This is a genomic window from Synechococcus sp. ATX 2A4 (genome assembly GCF_024346375.1).
In the GTDB taxonomy this organism is placed as follows: domain Bacteria; phylum Cyanobacteriota; class Cyanobacteriia; order PCC-6307; family Cyanobiaceae; genus MW101C3.
This window is the reverse complement of the sequence record NZ_JAGQCV010000001.1, coordinates 247,942-266,731: the sequence shown is the minus strand read 5'-3', so window position 1 is coordinate 266,731 and position 18,790 is coordinate 247,942. Positions and strand designations below refer to the sequence as shown.

Genomic DNA, 18,790 nt, shown 5'->3' with positions numbered 1-18,790 from the left:
GGGGATTCAGTGTGACGGGGCGTGGCCGGGCTGCCAGCGAGCCGCTGGTGTCAGATGCCACGAATGCCTCCGAAGGCTGAGCTGGTAGTCAGCTGAGCCCCTCTGATCGCCGTCTGCCCATGGTGGGCCCGCTCACTCGGCAGAGATGAAAGGATGCCCGCCACACCGCGGAACGCCTGCCATGGATCTTCCAGCCCTGCTGCTCGCCACCGGGGGCCATCAGATCGAAGCGGCCGAAACCCTCATCCAGGCGGGTCGCTTCATCGTGATCCTGTTCGCCGCCCGCGCCCTGGCCGAGCTGATGGTGCGGTTCGGCCTGCCGGCCATCCTCGGCGAGCTGGTGGCCGGGGTGCTGATCGGCGTGTCGGGCTTGCATCTGATCCTGGCTCCGGAGCTGGCCAGTGCGCTCAACGGCACCGCCCAAGGGGCGATCGCCTCGCTGGCCCACGTGGAGCCGATCCAGGTGCAGGAGATCTACGACCACAGCTTCAGCAACCTGCAGGCGGTGGGCAAGATCGGCCTGTTCGCCCTGCTGTTCCTCACCGGCCTCGAGAGCGAGCTGGAGGAACTGATGGCGGTGGGGGTGCAGGCGATCACCGTGGCGCTCACCGGCGTGGTGCTGCCCTTCGCCCTGGGCACGTTCGGGCTCTATGCCCTGTTCGGCGTGCCCCTGCTGCCGGCGATTTTCGCCGGTGCCGCCATGACCGCCACCAGCATCGGCATCACCGCCAGCGTGCTGGGCGAGCTGAAGTTTCTGCGCACCCGCGACGGCCAGACGGTGATCGGCGCGGCCGTGCTCGATGACATCCTCGGCATCGTGATCCTGGCGGTGGTGGTGGCGCTGGCGGGCGGCGAAGGGTTCTCGCTGGCGCCGGTGCTGAAGCTGGTGACTGCAGCTGCGGTGTTCGTGGCCGTGGCCCTGCTGCTGAGCCGCACCGCCGCCCCCGCCTTCGACTGGCTGCTCGACCGCCTGCGCGCCCCGGGTGAGGTGGTGGTGGCGGCCTTCCTGGTGCTGTCGCTGGCCTGCTTTACGGCCCAGGCGTTCGGGCTGGAGGCCGCCCTCGGCGCCTTCGCCGGCGGGCTGATCCTGAGTTCCTCGCGCCACCGGCATGCGATCGAGGAGGCGGTGAAGCCGCTGGTGGCCCTGTTCGCCACGGTGTTCTTCGTGCTGATCGGCAGCGGCCTCAATCTGGCGGTGCTCAACCCCTTCGATGCGGCCAACCACGAGGGGCTGGTGATGGCGGCCTTCCTGTTGGCAGCAGCGGTGGTGAGCAAGGTGGCGGCGGGCTGGAGCTACCTCAGCAAGGAGCCCACCAACCGGCTGGCGGTGGGGCTGGGCATGCTGCCGCGCGGCGAAGTGGGTCTGATTTTCCTGGGGCTGGGCACCCAGACCGGGGTGCTGGGTCCGTCGCTGGAGGCGGCGATCCTGCTGATGGTGATGGGCACCACCTTCCTGGCGCCGGTGCTGTTGCGCCTGGTGTTGGCGACCCCACCCCAGCCCGTGGCCCACCCCGTGGAGCTCACCCCCTGAGACTGGCGTGGGCACGCAGGAGGCTGGCCGTGAGCGATTCGCTCTTGAGCGGCTTGCCGAGCACTTCGTTCATGCCCGCCAGGAGCGCCGCCGCCCGATCTTCAACCGTGGTGAAGGCGGTGACGGCAACGATCCAGGGACGCTCCGCACCACCCGTGGCTGAGCGGATGCGACGGGTGGCCTCCAGGCCATCGAGCCGTGGCATCTGCACATCCATCAGGATCAGGTCGGGGTCGAGCTGAAGCTGGCGTTCGAGCGCCTCCTGACCATCGACAGCGGACTCGGGCTCATAGCCAAGGCGCCGCAGCATCAGCTCACAGAGCCGCCGGTTCACGGCACTGTCGTCGGCCAGCAGGATGCGCAGGGGATGGCAGGCCGCGAAGCTGCTGCCCTCCGGCTGGGCCGGGGGGTCCAGTGCTGACGCCTCCATCTGGAGCGCAGAGGCAGCGGCCTTCGCCTCCGGAGCTGGCGTTGAGGCCACCGTTTTCAGCGGCAGGCTGAAGCTCACGGCAGTGCCTTGGCCGGATTCGCTCTCCACCTGGATCGTGCCGCCGAGGGCCTCCACCAGCTGCCGGCTGATGGCGAGGCCCAGCCCAGTGCCGGCGTGGGGCGTGGTGGTGGAGCCGATCAGCTTGGAGAAGGGCCGGAACAGGAGCTCGATCTGATCGGCGGCCATGCCGATTCCGGTGTCCACGACGGAGAAGCTCAAGGCGGTTGCCGGCTGCTCTCCTTTGTGGGCGCTGCCCTTCGCCCTGACCTCGGCCCTGACCTCGGCCGCTTGAACAGAGACCACAACCCTGCCGGCGTCGGTGAACTTGATCGCATTGCCGATCAGGTTGAGCAGGATCTGGCGCAGGCGCTGGCCATCGATGCGGATCAGCGGCGGCACGTCTTGGCCCACCACCAACGACAGTTCGATCCCCTTGGCTCTGGCCAGGCTCAGGCAGGTGGCGATCACCTCCTCCATCAGTTCAGGCAACGGGCACGGCGCCAGTTCAACCACCAGGTCTCCCGCTTCGAGTCGGGCAACGTCGAGCACCTGATTGAGCAGGGCGAGCAGGGATTCGCCCGAGCTGCTCACAATCTCCAGGCACTCCCGCTGCTGGCTGGAGAGCTCGGTGTCGAGCACCAGGCCCGTCATGCCGATCACGCCATTGAGCGGGGTGCGGATCTCGTGGCTGAGGGTGGCGAGAAAGGTGGTCTTGGCCCGTTCGGCAGAAGCCATGGCTTCAAACGCTTTGGCGCGGGCCTTGAGGGAGCGGCGATGGAAGTTGGCCGCCAGAACGGAAAAGACGCCGCTGCCCAGCAGGGCCAGCAGATAGGTGAGCTGCAGCGGAAGTTCCTTGCGCTGCAGTTGCGCCAGCGAGAAATCGATGCCCACCAGGCCCACCTGCTCCCCATCGCTGTTGCGGATCGGGGCAAAGCCGCTCATGAAGGTGCCGAATTGATCCGTGTAGGGCTTGGCGCTGACCGTGATCAGACCGGATCTGGCCGCCTGCAGCGCATCTGCCGAGGGGTCGAGGTAGAGCTGACCAACGCTGAGAGGGCTGACGAAGTCATTCGGGTTCTTGATGTAATAGGTGCTGTCAAGTGTGAAGCGCAGGCCTTCCGGCGAGTTGACCAACACATAGGCGTAGAAGATCTCGGGCACGAGCCGGCGCAGTTCCAGCAGCGGAGCACTAGCGCGGCGGTAGTCGGCGTTTCCTGTCTGCTCAGGACTGGTGATCGCAGCCACCAGGGCTGGATCCATCTTGCTGGCAGCGATGCTCACCAGATGGCGCAGGTTTTCGCGCACCTCCTGGCGCAGGAGCCTGGTGGCACTCCAGTAATTGAAGCTGAGTGCAACTGCAGCCACGCCGAAGATCGTGGCGGCCAGAAGAACGCTCTCGCGACGAATGCGCTGGCGGCTCCAGCCGGCCGTGGCGATGGGAGGGTGGCGCTGAGGCCACCCGGATGCGCCGGGGGCACGGGGGAACCAGCCAGCCAGATGCCCTCACGGCAGGTCATAGCTCTTGTCTACTCGGGCAGCACCCCCAATGCGCCTGCACGGAAACCCTGGTTTTGTGCCATGAGGAGATGTGAACCCCGGTCTGCCGCATTGATCGCCTTTCCCTACGTTTGAACTGGTGATCAGGCTCTCCATGCGCGCGAATGTGGCTCCCCGCGAAGCAGCTCGCCTGGAGGCTCTGCAGAATTACCGCATCCTCGATACGGATGCCGAATCGTCGTACGACGCGATCACCTATCTGGCCGCCCAGCTGTGCGATGTGCCGATCGCGCTGATCAGCCTGGTGGATGCGGAGCGCCAGTGGTTCAAATCCAAGCTAGGCCTGGAGGTGAGTGAAACGAGCCGTGATGTGTCGTTCTGCGCGCACGCGATTCTCGGCGAGCAAACCCTGGTGGTGCGGGATGCCCGCGAAGATGAGCGTTTCCGTGATAACCCATTGGTGTGCAGTGAGCCGAATATCGTGTTCTACATGGGGGTGCCATTGAGCACGCCGGAGGGAGCAAAGATCGGCACCCTCTGCGTGATCGATCGCCAGCCCCGTGAACTCAGTGCCTCGCAGGTGCATTCCCTTGAGGTGCTGGCCCATCAGGTGGTGCTGCAGCTGGAGCTCAAGCGGGTGTCCGATCAGCTTGCCGCTGCCCTGGAGCGCATCAATGTGATGGAGGAACTGATCCCGATCTGCTCTTATTGCAAGGGCATTCGCAACGACAAGGGCTACTGGCAGAGCGTGGAGGCCTTCATCAAAAGCCACGACAACGTGGAGTTCTCCCACGGCGTCTGCAATGCCTGCATGGCCCGCTTCTTCCCGGACGTGCAGCCCCTCACCCCTGGAGAACTGGCAGGTGATCCGCCAGAGAGCTAGCTGATCAAGGGATTCTGCTTGAATTGATGATTGTGGAACAGCGGCAGCAAGCCTGCTGCTGCTCCACTGCACTGGCCGATCCTCTTCATTTGATGCTGGGAACCTGCAAGCGTGTGATCAGGCAATGCCTGAAGCAAGGCCATGCCTGCCTGAAGGGCCATGTCTTCCGCTATGCCCGCCAGCAGGATGCCGCTGCCGCTCCGCAATATGGCCACCTGTGGGCTGAGTTCAAGACGCCAATCCCCGATCGCGGTACCCCGCAGATTCGTGCAGATCGGCTCTGGAACCTGCAATTGGCGGCACAACACATTGATGGGTTGTTGCTACCAGCGGGAGCGATTTTCAGCTTCAGCCACCGCGTGGGTGAGCCGAGCTTGCGCAGGGGCTATCGAGCGGGGCCGGTGTTTACGAAGGGGAAAGTGTCTGTGGGGGTTGGGGGTGGATTGTGCCTGATGGCCACCAATCTCTTCAATACCTTTTTGCTGTCGGGTTGTGAGGTGCTGGAGCGCCACTGCCACAGCATTGATGCCTATGGCGAGCAGCGCTTCTATGCCCTCGGGCGCGATGCGGCCGTGGCCTACGGATACAAGGATCTTGTGGTGAGGAATACCACAGCCATCGCCCTGCAGTTGCGCGTTGACCTGATGGGCACCACCGGTGAATTGGCATCCAGCCTATGGGGGGTGGAACCCTGTCCGCTGCAGGTGGCTATTGAATCCAGGGTGCTGCAGGAGCGGGCGCCGAACGCAGACAGCCAGTTGCCGGGATGGGTGACAGAAACCGTTCGCCAGGTGCGCCCCATGCAGGCGGCAGACGCTGGCTGGGTGGTGAATTATCACGGCATCAGCGATTACGCGCCCTGTGAGCGCTCCTGAACCCTGATTGAAAGGCCGGCTGAGCCAGCGGTGTTGTGGTGGTGCTGCCGGCCGAGCGGTTCAGGCCACCTGCAGGGTGCCAGCAGCTGCGAGCTCCAACTGCGCCACACCGCGCCTGTGGATCTCGGTGGCGTAGTCGGTCCAGGTGCCTTGTCCCCAGTAGCGAAAGCAGCTGGTTTCCAGCAACAGCAGGTGCAGCAGGGCCTGCTGGTAAGGCTCCGTTTTGGTGATGCCCGGATCGTTGGCCACCAGAGGGTCGTAGAGCTGGTGAAACTGAGCGCTCAGGCGAGTGAGTGGTTCGAGCACATTGGCGTAGCCCTCCACCCAGCTGAGGTTGTTGGTCCAGGAGGCGCCGGCCATCGAAAAGGAGGGATCACTGGCCTGGAGCTGGGCGATCGCGGCTTCGGTGGCCGCAGGGCTGGGCGGGCCGCTCAGCTGTTGCCAGAGCTTGTGTTGCTGCACCGCCTGAATCCTGGGGAACTGCTCGGGGGTGACACCGGCGGCCTCCAGCAGCTCGAGGTACTCGGTGCCGTTGATCGCCGCAGTGCCTGCGTCACTTCCCTTGGCGGCGATGGTGCGATGGGCCTGCAGGAAGGCGGGCGGGAACTCATTCATCATCACGCCGCCATTCTCGCCATCGGCAATCTGTGACACCAACGAGGGTACCGTGATGGCTCCCAGCACCTGCCGGCCTAGCCCCATCGCCTCATAGCAGGGCTGCATCTGCCCCACCAGTTTTGTATCGGAGCCCTGGGTTTTGATTAACGCTGTGATCGACAGTTCCTCCCCGCTGGAGTTGCGCGCCACCAGTTGATTGGGAAGATACCTCTGCTCCTGGCTCAGGCTGCTGCTATCTGGGTTTTCCACGCTGTGCTCCTGCACCAGCAGCCAGCGGTAGCCGCAGTCCTTGAGCGCCTTCACCAGTTCATAGAGGGTGTCCGGGTGGTTGGGCAGGTGCATTTCCGGCGGGGAGAACCCCTTCACCCGTTGCAGCGCCTGATCGCCAAACAGGGCCCTGAACTGGTGTTGCCAGGCGAGGATCTGCAGCTTGAGATCGGGGATCGGGGTGGAGGGCGCCACCGCGTGGCTCCAGAAGGTACCGAGCCACTCCACGTGGGGCTGGAGGACGGGATCGCAGGCGAGCTGGTGCAGGGCTTCGATCACATCGAGGCGGCCCATCTGGCCCAGGCCCCAGAGCAGATTGCCGGAGTAATCCAGCATGATCCGTGGGTTACAGCCCTCAGCCATCAGCTGGGGGATGATGTCTGCTAGGCGCCGGTAGCAATGGGCAAAAGGTTCGGCGTTGTGGTTATCGCCTTCGCCCGGGTGCTCCAGCATGTATTGCAGGTGCGAGATCAGCTCTCCATGGGCGCCCGCAGGAACCGTGGGCTGGTGCATGTGCAAGGCGCAGGCAAAGCCGGAACGCATCTGGGCAAGATTCAGGTTGCTGCGCGGCAGAAACACCGGGCCGGAATCCTGAACAAGGGCAAGGATCTCGGCTTCTGAGCCAGCGATCGGAGGCAGGGTTGGGTGGCTCATGATGGTGGCTGCCGGCAGGGCCACCATCATCCCCATGGCGCCCCGCTCTGCCTGCTACTCCCGAGCAATGCCACCGGTGCCACTGCTGCAGCGCCGTTCCGCGCCAAACTGACCGCCTGAGCAGCCGGAATTGATGAGCGTGGAGGTGGCCCTGGCGATGGCGGAGCAGCAGGGCCGCTGGCTGCTGCAGCTCCGCGACGACATCGAAGGCATCGTGCATCCAGGAACCTGGGGATTGTTCGGCGGCCACCTGGATCCGGGTGAAACCCCGGAGCAGGCCCTGCGGCGCGAGCTGCGCGAGGAGATCCGCTGGGAGGCGCAAGCGCTCAGCTTCTGGTTTCTGCACCACAACCCACAGCGTGACGCCCACTTCTTTCGCACCACGCTTGCTGTGTCCCTGAAGGCACTCGATCTGCGCGAGGGTCAGGACCTGACGCTCGCCTCGTTGGAGGAGCTGCGCACCGGTTCGATCTGGAGCCCCCGTCGCCGTGAATCGCGTCCGCTGGCCCCCTCGTTGCAGCGGGCGGTGGAGAAGCTGGTGGAGGAGGCCTGGCTGCCATGAAGCGGCCGGGTCTGGGTGCCGCCAAGCGGCCGGGTCTGGGTCGGCTGGGTTGGGTGGGTGCTGCGTCGTCCAAAACTGTCTGGGTCAGTGCGGCATTGGCTGTGGCCTCCGCTGTGGCGGGCCTATCGCTGTATCGCCTGGACGCAGGCAATGGCAGAGGGACCTCCCGCAGCGCCGATCAGGAACTGGCAGCAGACGTGCAGCGCCGTTATGTCGCCATGAAGCTGCTGCAATTTCCCGAGCAGCCGGAGATCTCCGTGGCCGAATGGCTGAACCGCTCGAACGAGCGGCCTGCGGTGCTGGTGGATGTGCGGGAGCCGCATGAACGGCGCGTGTCGATGTTGCCGGGTGCGATCACCAAGGAAGAATTCGAGCGCAACAGCACCCGCTATCGCTCCTGGGTTGTGGTGCCTTACTGCACCATCGGTGTGCGCAGTGGCATCTATACCAAAACACTCAGAGACCAGGGGTTTGAGGCACAGAACCTGGCAGGTAGTGCGCTTGCGTGGGCCCACGCAGGCCTGCCATTCGAAGCCGATGGTCAAGCCACCCGCCGGGTGCACGTGTTTAACGCCGGCTGGAATCTGCTGCCGCGCGGTTACGAGCCAGTCGTCTCCAGATTCCTGCCGCTGCCGGAAGGCCATGGGGGCAACTGATTGCACCATTGAGCACGGCGAATGCCCCCCAGCCGGCTGAATCGAGCGATTGGCTCGGTGGTGCGATGGGCAGGCCAGCTGAGTTGGGGCCATGGCCAGGCCGGTTTGGGGGCATGTCTTCCCAACTGCTGCTGCCTGGAGGCCGTCGCACGTTTCTTCAATCTCCATTCTCTCATGACGCACATTCGTCTCAGATCTGCAGTGTGGTTGAGGCGATCCACGCTTGGCTGGTGAGGGCAGATTGCGCGTTCGTTCCTAGGGTTGGGACACTTGATGGGTCACCCCATGCCACCACTTCCCCTTGGTCTGGCCGCTGTGCTGCTGGCCCTGCCGCTTTTGACGCCCGGCGCCGCACAAGCGCAACAACGGATTCCAAAACTTCCTGGTTATGACGAATGCCCACTTGGCTATGTGAACGATCTCAAACAGCATTGCAACTCACCCATCAATTACGAGGTGAAGCCCACCTACGGCAAGCCCTGTGAATCGGGCTGGATGAACATCGGGGCGGGGTACTGCAAGAAGAAAACCCTCGGATTGTTCTGATTTGTTCTGACCGGTGCTTCGGCAAATTTCTTCTAACCTCCGCTCATTAGGCCGTACATGAGGCCGTCCACGAAGGCACTCACGTAGCCGCTCACGAGGCTGCCGTTCTGCAGAGCTGCAGCCCTTCGCACCGTTGATTCAGATGGATTCCATGTCGCGGCCTTTGGTTTCGATGCGGAATTGCCAGGTGAGCACGGCGCCGAGCAAGGAGGTGACCACCAACACCAGCAACAGCTTTTCGGTTCCCCAGATTCTCAGGAGTGTGGGGAAGAAGAATGCAGTTAGCACAGCACCCACCTTTCCGCAGGCAGCCGCAAAGCCAGCACCGAGGCCCCGAATCTTGGTGGGAAAGAGTTCACCGGCCAGCAGATAGGTGGTGGCGTTGGGACCGAGGTTGGTCATGAACTGGAACAGCGTGAAACCGGCCACGATCAGGGGCAGGTTGCTGGTGGCGCCGCTGCCGCCAAAGCCAGCCAGGGCAAGACCCGCCGCACAGCCGATGAACCCGGTGATCTGCAGGGGAATGCGGCCCCAGCGATCCGCCAGCACGATCGCCACCGCGATCCCCACCATGAAGCCCACATCGATCAGTGCGGTACCGCGTGCGGCAATCACATCATTCTGAATCAGGGCCGCCACCGTGTTCTCATGCACCTTTTCGCCGAAGGCAAGGGTGATGATCACTGGCGTGAAGATGCCGATGCCATAGGTGGAGAGATCCTGAAGAAACCAAGGCACGGAAGCAAGGATGGTGGCCCGCAGATGCTTGCCATGGAAGAGCTTCATCACCTGATTGCTGCGCTGCTCCCTTTGCACTTCCTTGAGCAGATCTACCTTGGCCAGGCTGAGATTCTGCCGGTTGAGCAGCTTGCGCAGCTGCTTTTCTGCCTTCTCCGGGAAGCCTTTGCAATAGAGCCAGTGGCTGCTCTCTGGTAGGAACAAACGGCCCCAGATCACCGCCGCCACCGGCAGGATGGGCACAAGGAAGAAAATCCGCCAGGCATCGAGTGTGGCACTCGAGCCGAGCACCACAGCGGCGATGGCGGTGCCCAGCACGGCTCCGATCGCCTGGAAACTGAAGGCACCCAGCACCAGCCTGCCGCGGACGGCTGACGGAATGCTTTCGGAGATCACCAGGTGTGCCGTGGGGTAATCGGCCCCCAATGCCAGACCAATGACGAACAGGCTGCCGATCAACACCGATTTGTTCGGTGACACGGCGGCAACCACCAAGGCGATCAGCAGCAGCACCATCTCCCCGATGAAGACTGGCTTGCGCCCCAGCCGATCGGCCAGCCCACCGAGCAGCAGGGCACCGAACAGGATCCCGGCCAAGGTGGCGGCGGTGACCAATCCCTTGTCCAGATCCGAGAGCCCGAACTCCCGGGTGATCAGAGGCAAGCCCACACCCTGCATGAATACGATCATGCCCTCAAAGAACTTGCCTGCGGTGGCCAGGCTCCACACCAGCCACTGCATTCCCGAAAGCGGTGGGCCCGCAAGGAGAGAGCCATCCTCCCAATGGGGCACATCCTCGATATAGGCTTGAACCGAATGTTTGGCCACAAGGGCTGCCGTGGTTGGGCCTTTGGAGTTTAGGCCTTGATTGTCGTTTCAGTTGCGTCTAGCCATCGTTAATCTCTGGTTCATGTCGGTGTTATGGATCTTGCCCCGTGCATCAAGTCGATGACGTTTCATGAGCAGAACTGGCTTGGTCAGCCATCCAAAGATCCTGCAGGCCAACGGAGGTTCAAGGCGAACTTGATCCAGCTGCTGTCCCTCCGCCAGATCCACCATTCGGGCACGGTCGCTGCCCGGCCGATCCTGCTCACGGACGGATCAGAGTCGTTGGCAGAGCGAGCCATTTTCGCACGCATTTGAATGATTGCGCTGGCAACCAGGCGCCTGCGCTCCACCCTCAGGCCTTCACGTTGGCATTGAGCTGAGCTTCGCTGCCGCCGAGATTCTCCAGCTCAGCCTGTATCAACAGGCCAGCATCTACAGGCCAACATCTACAGGCCAGCATCTACAGGCCCGCATCAGTATCCATTGGCAGAGCCACTCTGCAAGACGGCTGAGATCTTCACTGGGCTAGCATCCGCGCATCAACTGACGCCAAGGAGATTCGTTGTGAAGGCTGCCGACTTGATGGGAACCTGGCGGCTCCGTTCATGGAGGAATGTTGCCAGCGACGGCATCGGCGTCGACCCACTCGGTGAGCACCCCGTGGGGTTCATCTTTTACAACCACGACGGCTACATGTCAGTGGAGATCATGGCTAGCCACCGTTCGCCCTACCACGACCCGGACGTCTTTGGAGGCACGCCTGCGGAGCGCTCTGATGCCATCAGCTCCTATCTTTCCTACTCCGGTCCGTTCGAAGTGCTCGAAGATCAGGATGCCGTTGTGCACCACATCGAGGTGTGCTCGTATCCGAACTGGATCGGCAATGCCCAGGTTCGCTACGCGAAGCTTGATGGAAACGTGCTGGTGCTGAGCACGAAGCCGATGGTGTTTCAGGGAGTGGAACGCCGGGCAGAACTCGTGTGGGATCGCATCGGACACGACTGATCCCCACCGGGGCGCATGGCTTGGGGGATTGCAGCAGGGGCATCGGTCGATGGCACGGGCCAGATCAACGACAACTTAGTCGACTAAGCTGGTTGAACTGCATCCGATCGTGGTGGCCATGCGTCAGGTGAACATGCACGAAGCCAAGACCCACCTCTCCCGCCTGGTGGAGCAAGCGGCGGCGGGGGAGCCGTTCGTGATCTGCAAGGCCGGCCGGCCGATGGTGCGCGTCACCGCCCTGGAGGATTCCAGCCATGCAGCACCGGAGCGGCGGCGGCTGGGCCTGTTGCAGGGGCAGTGCGACGTGCCCGACGACTTCGATCACATCGCTGCCGGCGAGATCGCCGATCTGTTTGAGGGCTCCGGGCTCGGCGGCTGAGGAACGCCATGCATCTGCTGCTGGATACCCACCTGGTGGTGTGGGCGATGGGATCGCCGCAACGGCTGCCCGCCGGCCTGGCGGCGATGCTGGAAGATCCGCGCCACACCCCGCTGTTCAGCGTGGCCAGCCTGTGGGAGCTGGTGATCAAGCAGGCGCTGGGGCGGCCTGATTTCAACGTGCAGCCCGCCGTGCTGCGCCGGGTCCTGCTGGAGGGGGGCTGGCAGGAGTTGGCCATCGAAGCGCGCCATGCCCTGGCGGTGGCCCAGCTGCCGCCGCTGCACCGCGACCCGTTTGACCGGCTGCTGCTGGCCCAGGCCACGGCTGACGGGCTGCTGCTGATCACGGCCGACAGCCAGTTGGCGACCTATCCTGGGCCGGTGCGGTTCATGGCAGCAGCCGTGGGGTGAGGCTGGTTCAGTGCTGCCCCCATCCCCCTGGAGAGGAGCCGCTGGATTCACGATCGAGCTGGTCGATCATCCATACGGGGACGTCAACATTGACGCGTCTCTGCTCCAACCGACGGCGACGGGCACCGCCAAGGTCGAGGGCCGCGAGCACGGACTCGCCGTCACCAGAGCCCAGCCTGCATCCCTTGGTCCAACTGGTCAGCCAAGGCTGGAACGCTCTCCTACACAACCTGCCAGATGGAGGCGGATCAGGGGCGGCGCCTGGCCGGGATCGAAGTGACAGATGGCGGCTGCGGACCTCATCACCTCCTCCAGATGGGAGTCGTTCCGTCACCCGATCGGATGGGGGCGAGCTCCCCTGGCGCGCCAAGTGATGCCCTCCTGAGCGATCAGCCCACGCGGGCGCTGGAAATGGTCAGAAGGAGTCTTCCGTCTGGCCAGCGAAGCAGCCGGCATAGATCTCGCTCCCTTCCAGCTTCTGGAACACGAACTGGCAGATCGCCGTGCCGGGGTGCACCGCCAGGGGAGCGGGGCCGAAGTTGCTCATCTCCAGCACCTGCTGGCTGTCGATCCCCGGCCCCATGAAGGGGGCGCTGATGTGCACCATCAGGCCCAGCCGCGCAAAACGGCTGCGACCCTCCAGCCAGCCGCACAGACCGGGGCCCAGGCGCAGCCGCTCCTGGGTGATGCCGAGCACCGTCTCGCCCGGCATGATCAGGATGTGCTGGCCCTGGGGCACCTCGATCTTCTCGGTGAGCTGCCGGTAGTCGGTGTGCTCGCGCACCTCGATCACCTCGTGCACCTTGCGGAACACGCGAAAAGTGCCGGCGAGGGTGAGGTCGAGCGAGGCGGGGCCCAGCCGCTCGGGAACGAACGGCGTCACCCCGACCGCGCCCGCTTCGATCGCCTGCAGGATCGCCTCTCTGCCGAGAACGGCCATGGGTTTGCCTGGGGGTGGGCGGTTGTGGATTGTCTCAGGCGGCCGCCGCGGTGGCTGCCAGCACCACAGCGGAGATGATGGGGCAGTTGCCTGAACCGATCGCCATGAAGCTGCCAGAGGGATGGAGGGTGTGGCTGGTGGCGCTGGCGCTCAACGCCATGGCGGGCGCGCTGTGGTTTGTGAATCGGGGTGTGGACCGGCCTGAAGCCGGCGGCGGCCTCTGGGCCACCCTGCGCTCGCTCGGCTCCGGCGGCGTGGGATAGGCGTAGCGCTTCGTCGGGCAGCGCGATCCTGCTGGCCAGGGCCGGTGGATCCAGGGTTCGCCTGGGAGCCTGCTGCCGCCATCACCCAGTGACTGGCTCTCGGGTGAACACCAGGTGGCGATGGGCACGGTCTGCGGAACCCCAGTGCGTCGGCTGCCGCTCGCTCAACTCACCGTCTATGCCGTGCAGTTCCGCTACGAAGCCGATCCCGCCCCCCCTGGGGCTGGATCGGCAGGCCTTGAACCGAGGGGTAAAGGAACTGATCAACCGGGTAAAGGCGCCGGTCATGCCGGGTTTCGACGCTGAGGCCTGACGGGATCTGCCATGCCCCCGCCCCCCTCCAGCGCCTGCGGCACACCATCGCCGAGCGCATGCGCATGAGCCCCATCGACCAACCGCTCATGCTCCTGGAACTGCTCGGCCCCTGATTTGCCAGGCAACAGCCAGCCCCGCCCCAGCGCAGGACGTGGCCCGGCGGATCCTGGGCAGCAGATGGAGGGCAAGGTTCACCTTCAACGACATCACCGCCTACGGCAACGGCGCCACCAGCCTGATCGGCGGCGACGAGCTGAGCGGCGCCGAGCGCGACGCGCTGCAGCAGCTGTGCCGCCAGCGCCTCGATGCCTTCCGCCGCCGCTCAACAAGGCGGTGAAGCTCCGTCAGGGGTTCGAGGCACCAGCTGGATCTCCACATCGCAGCCGAGCACATCGGCGTAGCGGCGGAAAGTGGACAGTGCGGGCAGGTGCTTGCGGGATCCCTCGAGCCGACTGATGGCGCTGCGCGTGGTGCCCATCCGCACGGCGACCTCCTCCTGGGTGAGACCGGCCCGCTGGGGTGCCTCGAGGAGCTGCCGGAGAAGACGGAATTCCACGGCGGCCTCCTGCTGCGCTTGGCTGTAGCCCGGCACCTGATCGAGCCGGGCGCGTTCGGCGCCGCGATCGCGGATGACCGGTTGATAGGGGGTGTCAGCCATGGCGTTTGACGTTCCTGAGGCGTTCGCGAGCGATGAGGAGCTCACGCCTGGGTGTTTTCTGGGTCTTCTTCACGAAGGCATGGAGCACGGTGATCACCCGCCCACTGCAGAAGCAATAGAAAGCCCGCCGACCATGGCCTTGAGGTGTGGCGCCTCCACAGGCCAGTCCTCGATGTCCTCGCGAACACGAGAGTTGTAGTACTCAAGCCGAAACGACCCTTCCGTGTTAGTGCGCGTGCTACGTGCCCACGGGGCGGACCCGCTGATGGGCTCTGGGCGCCAGGCCGTTGTGGGGTGAAGGAGCGCGCGTGAGCGCCACGGCAGCAGGGCTTCTCCTTTGTCAGTGCCACCCCCGTCTCACCCCGCCAGGACGCCCCCATGCCCCAGTCCCCCACCACCACCATCGTTCATGTGCCGCTCAATCAGCGAGCGAACGGTGAGACCAAGGGGAGGAAGATCACGCGCCACGGTTTCCCAGACCTGCTCCAGATTCACACGCAAGTAATCATGAATCAGAACATCTCGCATGCCGGCGATGGACTTCCAAGGAGTGGACGGTTCGGACTCGCGAAGATCCGCCGACAGATTCTTCACGGCTTCGCCGATCACGATCAAGTTCCGGATCACTCCATCCTGCACAAGCGTGGAAGCAAGAAAAGCTGAGCGGCCTTCTATGGAGTAGAGAGTGATGCGCTCAAGAGCTTCGGCAATGCTGCTGAGGTAAAGGAGATCCTTGCTCACAAAGCCTTGGCCTGCGCAATGATCTGATCGCGGATCAAAGGATGCAACTGCGCAGCTTCCGCCAGATCCACCTGGCAATTCAAGAGAGCTTCCAGTTCCTGCCGAAGAGCGATCACCTCCAGCAGGGAACAGCCCCGTTCCAGATCCACCAGCAGGTCAAGGTCGCTGCCGGGCCGATCCTGGCCACGGGCCACCGAGCCATAGATCCGCAGGTTGCGGGCCCCATGGCGGTGAGCCACAGCAAGCACCTCCTTACGGGCGCCCTGGAGCCGCTGGGAGAGGGAGGTTTGCTGGGTCGAAGGGGCAGCCATGGCTCCATTCTGGACTGCATCCCCGTCGAGGGCGATGGGAACGACACCCCTCGCCGACATGCTGCAGCTGCCTGGGGCCGCGGAGTGGGTTAGGGCTGAGGCACAGCCACACCCGGAACCAGGTTGCCTCCAGCCGCCACGCGCCCACACCAGAAGGGATCCCAGCAGGGTCGCCCTCCTGACGGGCCGCCCAAAGACCACCCTGCCCGAGGCGTACGGGAGCCGCCAGGATCAACCCATGGCCCATCACACCCCCAGCCAGGAATCCCCACCCCCGCTACCAGCTTGATCAGACCCTGCCCAGAATGGCGGCATGACCAGCGTCGCCGCGCCACCGATCGACCAGCGCCTCCAGGGGATGGCGGCTGTGATCCAGCAAAGAATCCCAGGCGCGGAAGTGCGTCTGTTTGGCTCCCGGGCGCGTGGCACAGCGGGGCCGGAATCGGACATCGACCTGTTGATCACCGCACCGGATGCCTGGCTGGAGCGTCACCACCGCTTCGAGGTGCTCAACGAGCTCTGGGACGAACTGGCCCAGGCGGATGTGTCGTTGGATCTGCTGCTTTATTCCCAGCGGGAGTGCGAGGAGCGTCGCCACTGGCGCAGTCACGTGATCGGCAGGGCCTACCGGGAGGGGCGGTTGCTGGATGGTGCTTTCTGAGCCGGAAGGCCTACTACGGATCGCCTGCGGATGAACCGCTACACCGTTGTTGGATCGGCCGCTGAATGTGAGCCTGGCTCGAACGGCTTGGTTCTGCGTAACCGATTGGGAATCACAGATCCAGGGGTCATGGGGTCACTGGAACAGGATCTGCTGCTTCAGCTCTATGAGGGGATATTCATCAACGGGGCTGAACCTCATCGTCTCACTGTCGCGGAAGTGATCGAATGGCACCGGCTCTGGCTGGAGGCTGTCTATCCATGGGCAGGAAAGATGCGCCAGTTCAACCTGAGCAAAGGGAACTTTGCCTTTGCAAGCGCCCATCTCCTGCCCGATCTTCTGGAGGCCTTTCAACGCGAACAGCTCAACAAACGCACACCCCTTGATCCCCAGTCGGTCGACGAACTGGTTGAGGCGCTGGCTGAGGTGCACGTTGAATTTGTGCTCATCCATCCATTCCGCGAGGGCAATGGCCGCATCGCGCGGCTGCTGGCGGATGTGATGGCGAGCCAGGCGGGCATCGGCCCTCTCGACTACTCAGCCTGGGATCTGCAGCGTGAGCAGTATTTCGCCGCCATCCGTGCCGGGGCTGTGTTGAACAACGCTCCGATGCAGCAGCTGTTCAGGCTGGTGTTGCCTGGTGGGGGTGATTAGGAGGGGTTTGCCGAGCCGCAAGCTGGCCTTCAATCACGGCGATGGACTGGCCCGTTTCGATGGCTGTGGAGCTGGCCACTGCACGAATGATCCGCAACCGAAGCGGGACTCGGCCAGCCTCCTGACGGAGCCGCTGGAGACCTGGATCGGAGCTGGCCATGGCATACCGCTTTTCAACTTCATTCTGTCACCACCACAACCTCGCCCCCGCCCACCACTCCGGATGGATCCCATGGGCCACCACCCGCTGACGATCGGAGCGGATGGGATCCTCAGGAGACGTCGTCACGACAACGGCGTTGTTTCTGGCCTTCAACGGCATGGGCCCGCAGCGTGGGTTCCAACTGCCGCCGCCTGGGATCCGCTCCTTCTTGTCCTTTCCCCAGCTGGATGGGGAAGGGGGCTGGGGCGGCACACCCACACCCGGAGCCAGGCTGCCTGCAGCCGCATCACGCCCACGCCAGGAGGGATCCCAGCAGGGGCGCCTGCCTGACGGGCCGCCCAAAACCAAACCTGGCCCGGTCACCCGGCAGCCGCCAGCATCACTCCATGGCCAACAGCCCCTCTGCTGCCTTCCTTCGCCTACGCGCGACCATCGCCCAGCAGATGCGCATGAGCCCCATCTATCAACCGTTGATGCTCGGGGGGGCAGGGTTATTGTTTTCGCTCTAAAGCGCATCATCCCCGCCCGCGGCCACCATCGCGATACCCCAAGTCTCATGCATCGGGTCGAGCGCATGATGGTGTTGGGGCAAACATTGCGCAGGTATCGATTACTGAGAGCCAAGGCAGAAGCTGCGTCATGAAGATTCACGCTGGACTTGATCGAGCAGTGAGGCCGTGATGCCCAACAGGAGCGACCAATCTGGAGAGCTGATCTCTACAGTGTCATCGTATCGGGTTTGAACCGCAAAGAATGAGAGATCGGCAATCTGCTCGAACGCGCTGACATCGGTACCTGATTCCTCCAGCCAATCCATCAAAGCGACGAGGTCATGGGTGAAAGGAGCCATGCCTCCCTTGGCGTGGATCCAGCTTTTGAGGGCTTATTCGCAGGCCTGTTGAAGTCGAAAGCCGATGCTGCTGTCGCGAAAGCCCGAGAGCTTCACCATGCGCTGCGCCTCATCGAGATCAGCTTGGGCGATCCGGAGTTAGCGCAGGGCATCCGGATCAACCATTCAGCAAAATTCCTTCTTGATAAGCCAAGGATGTAACAGCACTTCTGTATTGCTGGCGTTGACTCACTTCAGTTTCGGTGTAAAGAAGCAGATCAAGCGGCAGCCGATGGCTGGAATATTGACGCCAAAGGTCTCCCAGAACATGAACACGATCATGGCCAGCCAGCCATTGATCCGGCACGGTGATTAGCAGATCCACGTCGGAATCAGGCCGGAATGTGCCCTTGGCGCGTGATCCAAACAGGCGAACCTGGGCTTGCGGGATGGCCGCGGAGATTCCTGAGGCGATCGCGCTGATCCGTGGGTCGATCGGGATGGAGGGAGTGGTGGAGAGTGCTGCTGTCATGGGGGCATTCTGACCGAACAGGCATGGGGGTGGTAGAGCCGCAGAATGGGGCCCGCCGGAACCGCCGCGCCTGGTGGGCGGCGTAGCCGAAGGCTTCTGCGCAGCAGTAGAGCTGAGCGACCCTGAGCGCGACGCGCTGCAGCAGCTGTGCCGCCAGCGCCTCGATGCCTTCCGCGAGCACCCCGATCAGCGGCTCGGTGAAAGACAGGGTGCTCACCCGTGCCCGGGGCCGCTACGAGTGCTGCGGGGCGCACGAGCACCAGCGGGCCCTGGAGGTGGACCCCATCATCCCCAAAAACCAGGGCGGCTCCGACGCCATCAGCAATCTGCAGGCGCTCTGCTTCCGCGGTGTGCAGGCCAGCGACGGCCACCGCGAAACGGGATGTGTGTTCTGCGCGCTGGAGGGCAGCGGCCGGATGCTGCTGGAGAACGAGCTGGCGCTCTGCATCGCCGACGCCTATCCCGTGAGCGAGGGACACAGCCTGGTGATCCCGCGGCGTCATGGGGCCTATGGGCTGGAGCTGCACCAGCAGGAGTGGAATGCCGTGGTGAAGCTGCTTAAGCTGCGGCGTGAGCAGCTTAGTGCCCAGGCCGCGTCGATCAGCGGCTGGGCTGGTTTGCTCAACGCAAGAGGGGGGCTGAACTCAGGGGAGGTGGCGGGGCAGACGGTGTTTCATGCGCACTGGCATCTGATCCCGAGGCGAAAAGGTGATGACGATTCCCCCCGCGGAGGCGGTCGGGGGGTTATCGAGGGCAAACAGCACTACTAAGCCGTGGCCTGCTC

25 protein-coding genes and 1 pseudogene are annotated in these 18,790 nt (G+C 63.9%); 15 read left to right on the top strand and 11 right to left on the bottom strand.

Translation table 11 applies throughout. From position 1 onward, the window contains the following. Positions 1-181 precede the first annotated feature (181 nt). Positions 182-1,531, top strand: a complete 1,350-nt coding sequence (locus tag KBY97_RS01240) for a cation:proton antiporter (RefSeq protein ID WP_255144826.1) — start codon at positions 182-184, stop codon at positions 1,529-1,531. Here the strand turns inward: KBY97_RS01240 and KBY97_RS01235 are convergent. Continuing rightward, complete coding sequence (locus KBY97_RS01235; protein ID WP_255144825.1) at positions 1,521-3,386, bottom strand: ATP-binding protein; 1,866 nt, start codon at positions 3,384-3,386, stop codon at positions 1,521-1,523. The genes KBY97_RS01240 and KBY97_RS01235 overlap by 11 nt on opposite strands. Positions 3,387-3,672: 286 nt before the next feature. On the opposite strand from KBY97_RS01235, the gene KBY97_RS01230 reads away from it, so the two are divergent. After that, positions 3,673-4,401, top strand: a complete 729-nt coding sequence (locus tag KBY97_RS01230; RefSeq protein ID WP_255144962.1) for a GAF domain-containing protein — start codon at positions 3,673-3,675, stop codon at positions 4,399-4,401. On the opposite strand, the gene KBY97_RS01225 is transcribed toward KBY97_RS01230, so the two are convergent. Then, complete coding sequence (locus KBY97_RS01225) at positions 4,398-4,616, bottom strand: hypothetical protein (protein WP_255144976.1); 219 nt, start codon at positions 4,614-4,616, stop codon at positions 4,398-4,400. The genes KBY97_RS01230 and KBY97_RS01225 overlap by 4 nt on opposite strands. Here KBY97_RS01225 and KBY97_RS01220 point away from each other — a divergent pair. Next, positions 4,515-5,276: a VanW family protein gene (locus KBY97_RS01220; RefSeq protein ID WP_255144961.1), complete on the top strand. Its 762-nt coding sequence runs from the start codon at positions 4,515-4,517 to the stop codon at positions 5,274-5,276. The genes KBY97_RS01225 and KBY97_RS01220 overlap by 102 nt on opposite strands. Before the next feature lie 60 nt (positions 5,277-5,336). Here the strand turns inward: KBY97_RS01220 and KBY97_RS01215 are convergent, their stop codons facing one another. Next, positions 5,337-6,815 (bottom strand): glycosyl hydrolase family 57, encoded by a 1,479-nt coding sequence (locus KBY97_RS01215; protein ID WP_255144824.1) that lies wholly within the window; start codon positions 6,813-6,815, stop codon positions 5,337-5,339. A 133-nt stretch (positions 6,816-6,948) separates the two neighbouring features. Here KBY97_RS01215 and KBY97_RS01210 point away from each other — a divergent pair, with 133 nt between their 5' ends. The 3 genes from KBY97_RS01210 to KBY97_RS01200 all read left to right on the top strand — a co-directional run bounded on the left by KBY97_RS01210 (position 6,949) and on the right by KBY97_RS01200 (position 8,579). Next, a complete protein-coding gene (locus tag KBY97_RS01210) occupies positions 6,949-7,377 on the top strand; it encodes an NUDIX domain-containing protein (RefSeq protein ID WP_255144823.1) in 429 nt (142 codons plus the stop codon). Further along, on the top strand, positions 7,374-8,033 hold the full coding sequence (locus KBY97_RS01205; RefSeq protein ID WP_255144822.1) for a rhodanese-like domain-containing protein: 660 nt from the start codon (positions 7,374-7,376) through the stop codon (positions 8,031-8,033). The genes KBY97_RS01210 and KBY97_RS01205 overlap by 4 nt, the downstream gene beginning before the upstream one ends. Positions 8,034-8,318: 285 nt before the next feature. Beyond that, positions 8,319-8,579 (top strand): hypothetical protein, encoded by a 261-nt coding sequence (locus tag KBY97_RS01200; RefSeq protein WP_255144821.1) that lies wholly within the window; start codon positions 8,319-8,321, stop codon positions 8,577-8,579. Positions 8,580-8,717: 138 nt separating this feature from the next. Here the strand turns inward: KBY97_RS01200 and KBY97_RS01195 are convergent, their stop codons facing one another. Then, on the bottom strand, positions 8,718-10,058 hold the full coding sequence (locus KBY97_RS01195) for an MFS transporter (RefSeq protein WP_255144820.1): 1,341 nt from the start codon (positions 10,056-10,058) through the stop codon (positions 8,718-8,720). 180 nt (positions 10,059-10,238) lie between these two features. Here KBY97_RS01195 and KBY97_RS01190 point away from each other — a divergent pair, with 180 nt between their 5' ends. The 4 genes from KBY97_RS01190 to KBY97_RS01175 all read left to right on the top strand — a co-directional run bounded on the left by KBY97_RS01190 (position 10,239) and on the right by KBY97_RS01175 (position 11,939). After that, positions 10,239-10,460, top strand: a complete 222-nt coding sequence (locus KBY97_RS01190) for a hypothetical protein (protein WP_255144819.1) — start codon at positions 10,239-10,241, stop codon at positions 10,458-10,460. Between the two features lie 249 nt (positions 10,461-10,709). After that, positions 10,710-11,150 (top strand): lipocalin-like domain-containing protein, encoded by a 441-nt coding sequence (locus KBY97_RS01185; protein WP_255144818.1) that lies wholly within the window; start codon positions 10,710-10,712, stop codon positions 11,148-11,150. A 118-nt stretch (positions 11,151-11,268) separates the two neighbouring features. Further along, entirely contained in the window at positions 11,269-11,529 is a 261-nt protein-coding gene (locus tag KBY97_RS01180) for a type II toxin-antitoxin system Phd/YefM family antitoxin (protein ID WP_255144817.1), read from the top strand. Positions 11,530-11,537: 8 nt separating this feature from the next. Next, entirely contained in the window at positions 11,538-11,939 is a 402-nt protein-coding gene (locus tag KBY97_RS01175) for a type II toxin-antitoxin system VapC family toxin (protein WP_255144816.1), read from the top strand. A 415-nt stretch (positions 11,940-12,354) separates the two neighbouring features. On the opposite strand, the gene dcd is transcribed toward KBY97_RS01175, so the two are convergent. Beyond that, complete coding sequence (dcd, locus tag KBY97_RS01170; RefSeq protein ID WP_255144815.1) at positions 12,355-12,879, bottom strand: dCTP deaminase; 525 nt, start codon at positions 12,877-12,879, stop codon at positions 12,355-12,357. A gap of 50 nt (positions 12,880-12,929) precedes the next feature. Here dcd and KBY97_RS01165 point away from each other — a divergent pair, with 50 nt between their 5' ends. Further along, positions 12,930-13,142 carry a hypothetical protein gene (locus tag KBY97_RS01165; RefSeq protein WP_255144814.1) on the top strand — a complete coding sequence of 71 codons (213 nt, stop codon included), beginning with the start codon at positions 12,930-12,932 and terminating at the stop codon, positions 13,140-13,142. Between the two features lie 466 nt (positions 13,143-13,608). Beyond that, positions 13,609-13,794, top strand: coding sequence for a hypothetical protein (locus KBY97_RS01160; RefSeq protein WP_255144813.1), 186 nt, complete (start codon positions 13,609-13,611; stop codon positions 13,792-13,794). Here the strand turns inward: KBY97_RS01160 and KBY97_RS01155 are convergent. From KBY97_RS01155 to KBY97_RS01140, 4 genes are all read right to left on the bottom strand, one after another. Beyond that, complete coding sequence (locus tag KBY97_RS01155; RefSeq protein ID WP_255144812.1) at positions 13,780-14,115, bottom strand: helix-turn-helix transcriptional regulator; 336 nt, start codon at positions 14,113-14,115, stop codon at positions 13,780-13,782. The two genes, KBY97_RS01160 and KBY97_RS01155, sit on opposite strands and share 15 nt — an antisense overlap. Then, positions 14,108-14,281 carry a type II toxin-antitoxin system RelE/ParE family toxin gene (locus KBY97_RS01150; RefSeq protein WP_255144960.1) on the bottom strand — a complete coding sequence of 58 codons (174 nt, stop codon included), beginning with the start codon at positions 14,279-14,281 and terminating at the stop codon, positions 14,108-14,110. The genes KBY97_RS01155 and KBY97_RS01150 overlap by 8 nt, the downstream gene beginning before the upstream one ends. A gap of 191 nt (positions 14,282-14,472) precedes the next feature. Further along, on the bottom strand, positions 14,473-14,856 hold the full coding sequence (locus tag KBY97_RS01145) for a DUF86 domain-containing protein (protein ID WP_255144811.1): 384 nt from the start codon (positions 14,854-14,856) through the stop codon (positions 14,473-14,475). Beyond that, positions 14,853-15,167 carry a nucleotidyltransferase family protein gene (locus tag KBY97_RS01140; protein WP_255144810.1) on the bottom strand — a complete coding sequence of 105 codons (315 nt, stop codon included), beginning with the start codon at positions 15,165-15,167 and terminating at the stop codon, positions 14,853-14,855. Before KBY97_RS01140 ends, KBY97_RS01145 begins: the two co-directional genes overlap by 4 nt. Positions 15,168-15,480: 313 nt before the next feature. On the opposite strand from KBY97_RS01140, the gene KBY97_RS01135 reads away from it, so the two are divergent. After that, the gene (locus KBY97_RS01135) at positions 15,481-15,828 is read left to right on the top strand and encodes a nucleotidyltransferase domain-containing protein (RefSeq protein ID WP_255144809.1); all 348 of its coding nucleotides are present in this window, start codon (positions 15,481-15,483) and stop codon (positions 15,826-15,828) included. Positions 15,829-15,858: 30 nt separating this feature from the next. Further along, complete coding sequence (locus KBY97_RS01130; RefSeq protein ID WP_255144808.1) at positions 15,859-16,482, top strand: Fic family protein; 624 nt, start codon at positions 15,859-15,861, stop codon at positions 16,480-16,482. An 800-nt stretch (positions 16,483-17,282) separates the two neighbouring features. On the opposite strand, the pseudogene KBY97_RS01125 reads toward KBY97_RS01130, so the two are convergent. Together KBY97_RS01125 and KBY97_RS01120 are read right to left on the bottom strand one after the other, a co-directional pair. Next, positions 17,283-17,516: pseudogene (locus KBY97_RS01125) on the bottom strand (hypothetical protein); the annotation flags it as partial. A 136-nt stretch (positions 17,517-17,652) separates the two neighbouring features. Then, complete coding sequence (locus KBY97_RS01120) at positions 17,653-18,006, bottom strand: nucleotidyltransferase domain-containing protein (protein ID WP_255144807.1); 354 nt, start codon at positions 18,004-18,006, stop codon at positions 17,653-17,655. 164 nt (positions 18,007-18,170) lie between these two features. Here KBY97_RS01120 and KBY97_RS01115 point away from each other — a divergent pair, with 164 nt between their 5' ends. After that, entirely contained in the window at positions 18,171-18,776 is a 606-nt protein-coding gene (locus tag KBY97_RS01115; protein WP_255144806.1) for an HIT domain-containing protein, read from the top strand. Positions 18,777-18,790: the final 14 nt, after the last annotated feature.

Bases quoted from the DNA above. Each gene is read 5' to 3' on its own strand.
- KBY97_RS01240 (WP_255144826.1), top strand. From the start codon at position 182: ATGGATCTTCCAGCCCTGCTGCTCGCCACCGGGGGCCATCAGATCGAA.
- KBY97_RS01230 (WP_255144962.1), top strand. From the start codon at position 3,673: ATGCGCGCGAATGTGGCTCCCCGCGAAGCAGCTCGCCTGGAGGCTCTG.
- KBY97_RS01215 (WP_255144824.1), bottom strand. From the start codon at position 6,815: ATGAGCCACCCAACCCTGCCTCCGATCGCTGGCTCAGAAGCCGAGATC.
- KBY97_RS01210 (WP_255144823.1), top strand. From the start codon at position 6,949: ATGAGCGTGGAGGTGGCCCTGGCGATGGCGGAGCAGCAGGGCCGCTGG.
- KBY97_RS01205 (WP_255144822.1), top strand. From the start codon at position 7,374: ATGAAGCGGCCGGGTCTGGGTGCCGCCAAGCGGCCGGGTCTGGGTCGG.
- KBY97_RS01200 (WP_255144821.1), top strand. From the start codon at position 8,319: ATGCCACCACTTCCCCTTGGTCTGGCCGCTGTGCTGCTGGCCCTGCCG.
- KBY97_RS01195 (WP_255144820.1), bottom strand. From the start codon at position 10,058: ATGCAGTGGCTGGTGTGGAGCCTGGCCACCGCAGGCAAGTTCTTTGAG.
- KBY97_RS01190 (WP_255144819.1), top strand. From the start codon at position 10,239: ATGGATCTTGCCCCGTGCATCAAGTCGATGACGTTTCATGAGCAGAAC.
- KBY97_RS01180 (WP_255144817.1), top strand. From the start codon at position 11,269: ATGCGTCAGGTGAACATGCACGAAGCCAAGACCCACCTCTCCCGCCTG.
- KBY97_RS01175 (WP_255144816.1), top strand. From the start codon at position 11,538: ATGCATCTGCTGCTGGATACCCACCTGGTGGTGTGGGCGATGGGATCG.
- dcd (WP_255144815.1), bottom strand. From the start codon at position 12,879: ATGGCCGTTCTCGGCAGAGAGGCGATCCTGCAGGCGATCGAAGCGGGC.
- KBY97_RS01155 (WP_255144812.1), bottom strand. From the start codon at position 14,115: ATGGCTGACACCCCCTATCAACCGGTCATCCGCGATCGCGGCGCCGAA.
- KBY97_RS01140 (WP_255144810.1), bottom strand. From the start codon at position 15,167: ATGGCTGCCCCTTCGACCCAGCAAACCTCCCTCTCCCAGCGGCTCCAG.
- KBY97_RS01135 (WP_255144809.1), top strand. From the start codon at position 15,481: ATGACCAGCGTCGCCGCGCCACCGATCGACCAGCGCCTCCAGGGGATG.
- KBY97_RS01130 (WP_255144808.1), top strand. From the start codon at position 15,859: ATGAACCGCTACACCGTTGTTGGATCGGCCGCTGAATGTGAGCCTGGC.
- KBY97_RS01120 (WP_255144807.1), bottom strand. From the start codon at position 18,006: ATGACAGCAGCACTCTCCACCACTCCCTCCATCCCGATCGACCCACGG.
- KBY97_RS01115 (WP_255144806.1), top strand. From the start codon at position 18,171: ATGCCTTCCGCGAGCACCCCGATCAGCGGCTCGGTGAAAGACAGGGTG.